This is a genomic window from Sulfurovum sp. bin170 (genome assembly GCF_010892395.1).
Taxonomy (GTDB): domain Bacteria; phylum Campylobacterota; class Campylobacteria; order Campylobacterales; family Sulfurovaceae; genus UBA1140.
Genome location: NZ_JAACKB010000020.1, coordinates 1 through 3,287, shown reverse-complemented (window position 1 = coordinate 3,287; position 3,287 = coordinate 1). Strand labels below are relative to the sequence as shown.

Here is a 3,287-nt window from a genome sequence, read left to right as displayed (position 1 = left end):
TCATCGCAAAAAGAATTCTTCTATGTACTGGTTTCAAGCCATCTCTAGCATCAGGTAAAGCACGACCAATAATAACCGACATAGAGTAGTCGAGATAGGAAGCTCTCATACTATCTTCTATCCGTACCTCTTGTATATCTTGATTCTCTTTAGACAAATCACTCATTAAATTCCTTTAGATAATATATTAAATATGTAAGACAATAAATTGAAAGAATTATATCCAAAAGGACTTAAATATATTATTTTCTATTAAAACTCAACCTGTTATCATTCCATAAGGTCTCTCTAGTCTCTCTTCTAATTGATAGATACTCACAGTTCTGCCCTCTCTCACAAACTCTCTGCCATCCAAAAAGACCAACATCGTAGGAACGGAGAAAACCTGATAGTGTGCAGAGATTTCAAGATTTTTATGAGCATCAAGATATATCTGCTTTATCTCTTTGAACTTATCATCAAAAAGCTCCTTGAACTTTGGTCGGAGGGCGTGACATACGCTACAGTTCTCACCTGAAAAATATAGAAGCACTCCAACCTCTGCTCTAATTATATTTTGTAACTCTTCTAAATTCATCTCTATCCTTCTTTTTTAAATTTTGATATTTTAACATAATGAACAGGAATTTTTAGAAACTTATGATAAAATCAAATAAAAATTATTAAAGGATTTAGGTTGCAAAAACTGTTCGGTTTTCTATTTATTCTATTCTCAGCAGGACTGACTGCTTTGAGACTGTTGGTGAGCTAAGATATGAGGTCAAAAGCAAAACGATACAGTCCATTTGACTCAAAAAAGAAGAGTGCATTCAAGGGCAAAAGTGGAAATTTTCTCTATGTTTTTTTAGCTCCTATTTTTTTGGCTACCTTTATAGCTCTCTTGGCACAAAATATTCCAGAATTTATCAAAAATATCATAGCCTTTGGACTCTTTTTAGCCACAGCCAAAATCAACTCCATAGCCCTAGCAAAAGAGTATGAGTATCACTCAAAAGTACTCACAAAAGCACCGCGAGTGCCTCTAAAAACTCTATCCGCTCTGCTACTTGGTATCTCTACTCTATACGCATCATGGGTTGTGGGTGACACTATAGGTATGAATATTTTCTTGGGAGCCATAGCTACTATTGGATACTTCCTCTACTACGGATTTGACCCAAGGGATGACAAACTAGAGAATATCGGTGATATATCAGCAGAGTTTGTTCTTCGTACCCTTGCAGAGGCTAGAGCCAAACTATCTAGTATAGAGACCGATATGACGATGATAACGGATAGAGAGCTAAACTCTAAACTTCAAGTGGCTACAGATAAGGCTTATGAGGTTTTGAGTACGATTGAGAAAGACCCAAAAGATTTGAGGGTTGCAAGGAAATTTATCATCGTCTATATTGATGGAATCAAAAAAGTTACCAAGTCCTACACAGATATGCAAGAGCATGAGATAACAGAGCTGACAAAGGATAAACTATCCAATCTCTTGACAGATATAGATGAACGATTTGAGAAGGAGATTGTTCGGCTTAAGAGGAACAATCAGTTTGATTTGGATGTGCATATTGATGTGCTTCAGGAGCAGATAAAAAGTTGAGAGCAGTTATTTATCTACTTCCTCAATTTTAAATTTAAAATCCGTTCAAGTGCCTCTCTTGTTCTCTCCTCTTCATAAACAAGGGCAAGTCGAACAAAACCGCTACCTTGCCCCTCTCGACCAAGAAATGAACCAGGGATTACTTTTAGATTGTACTCTCTATATAGCTCTACGGTAAACTCTATCTCATCCTCAACCTCTAGCCAGATATAAAAAGTCGCCAGTGGTGGTTCAATTCCCAAAATCTCTTTGGCAATCTCAAAGTTTCTGATATATTTTGCTCTAAACTCATCCACATGCTTTTGGTCACTCCAAGCAACAGCCGAGGCATATTGCAGAGGAAGAGGGGATGCACAGCCTACATAGGTTCTATAGGTCATATACTCTTTTAATATCTTCGCATCTCCTGCTATAAATCCACTTCGCAACCCAGGAGCAGACGAGCGTTTGGAGATGGAGTTTATGACCAAAATATTTTTGAATTCACTATTACCAACCTCTATACTAGCATTGAGTAGTGATGGTAGAGGAGCATCCAGATACAAATCTATATAACACTCATCATTGAGAAGCACAAAATCATATTTTAGAGCCAACTCTACCCATCTCTTCAGCCCATCCATTAACATTACAGAGGAGGTTGGATTATTGGGTGTATTTATAATGACAAAATCACATCTCTGCAAAACCATCTCATCAATTTGTGGTTGGAAACTGTTTTCGCTTGACAAGTTTAGATAGATGGTCTCTGCACGACTTGCCGTTGCTGCTCCCTCATATATCTGATAGAAAGGATTGGGAAAAGCCATAACAGGATTTTTCATATCATGTAGTAGAAATTGAGGAAAGTTAAAAAGAACCTCACGCGTTCCAAAAGTAGGAATTATCTGTTCATTTTTTAGCTCTAAATCAAAACGATTTTTGAGATAAGTCAACATCCCCTCTCGTAGTACCGCCTCTCCTGTCGTTTTTGGATATTTATTGAGTAGTGATGCAGAACTGTTGAGTTCATCTAGTATAAACGATGGCGTAGAGAATTGAGGTTCACCGATAGTTAGACTCAATGGCTCATATGCAGTAGAAGGTATTATATCTGCTAATAGATTGTTTAATTTTTCAAATGGATAGGTTTCGAAATTCAAATTTTTGCCCTATTTTTTTAGGGGATTATAACAAAAGGTAGATTAAGTATATCCCTAAAATTTGGGATATACTATTTGGGAATAGAGATTATTCCTCTTCACAAGAGCCATCAGTTTTAGCAGTAGGAAGCTCTTTGTAATCGTTTTTATGAAGCACCGCAGGTTTAAGGTCTTTACAATCAACATCTTTACATGGAACAGTTTCAGCCATAGGATAGTCATCAAAAGTCTCACCCTCTAGCTCTTCTAGGTTTTCACACCCTTTTCCCTGTTTTAGCTTTGGATTACTCTTCTTATCTGATGCAACCACTTCAAGTTTTATATTTGGCAAAGCATCATCTTTAGCAGAAGCTTTTTTCTTGACACTCTCCACTTTTACATCTGTTTCTGCTTGACAAAACCCTCCTAATCCAACAACAATTAGTACACTTAATGTAATAAATTTAAACATTACATTTTTCATCTGTTCTCCTTTATGGTTCATTTATGTTAGTATAATACATCATTTTTGTTTAGTTAAACATAAAATTTAAAAATAATCTTAACAATATATA

The 3,287-nt window shown here is 36.1% G+C and carries 5 protein-coding genes; 1 reads left to right on the top strand and 4 read right to left on the bottom strand.

The window, feature by feature from the left end:
* Both GSY74_RS00610 and GSY74_RS00605 read right to left on the bottom strand, forming a co-directional pair.
* Positions 1-166: DNA gyrase subunit A (locus tag GSY74_RS00610; protein ID WP_164663167.1), on the bottom strand; the 166-nt coding region annotated here is incomplete at its 3' end.
* 93 nt (positions 167-259) lie between these two features.
* Positions 260-577, bottom strand: coding sequence for a co-chaperone YbbN (locus tag GSY74_RS00605; RefSeq protein ID WP_164663166.1), 318 nt, complete (start codon positions 575-577; stop codon positions 260-262).
* Positions 578-754: 177 nt separating this feature from the next.
* On the opposite strand from GSY74_RS00605, the gene GSY74_RS00600 reads away from it, so the two are divergent.
* Positions 755-1,591 carry a 5-bromo-4-chloroindolyl phosphate hydrolysis family protein gene (locus tag GSY74_RS00600; protein ID WP_164663165.1) on the top strand — a complete coding sequence of 279 codons (837 nt, stop codon included), beginning with the start codon at positions 755-757 and terminating at the stop codon, positions 1,589-1,591.
* A gap of 14 nt (positions 1,592-1,605) precedes the next feature.
* On the opposite strand, the gene GSY74_RS00595 is transcribed toward GSY74_RS00600, so the two are convergent.
* Together GSY74_RS00595 and GSY74_RS00590 are read right to left on the bottom strand one after the other, a co-directional pair.
* Entirely contained in the window at positions 1,606-2,733 is a 1,128-nt protein-coding gene (locus tag GSY74_RS00595; protein WP_164663164.1) for a succinyldiaminopimelate transaminase, read from the bottom strand.
* An 88-nt stretch (positions 2,734-2,821) separates the two neighbouring features.
* On the bottom strand, positions 2,822-3,196 hold the full coding sequence (locus tag GSY74_RS00590) for a hypothetical protein (protein ID WP_164663163.1): 375 nt from the start codon (positions 3,194-3,196) through the stop codon (positions 2,822-2,824).
* Positions 3,197-3,287: the final 91 nt, after the last annotated feature.

What these genes read in the sequence shown, in the direction of transcription:
- GSY74_RS00605 (WP_164663166.1), bottom strand. Translation starts at nt 577, where the DNA reads ATGAATTTAGAAGAGTTACAAAATATAATTAGAGCAGAGGTTGGAGTG.
- GSY74_RS00600 (WP_164663165.1), top strand. Translation starts at nt 755, where the DNA reads ATGAGGTCAAAAGCAAAACGATACAGTCCATTTGACTCAAAAAAGAAG.
- GSY74_RS00590 (WP_164663163.1), bottom strand. Translation starts at nt 3,196, where the DNA reads ATGAAAAATGTAATGTTTAAATTTATTACATTAAGTGTACTAATTGTT.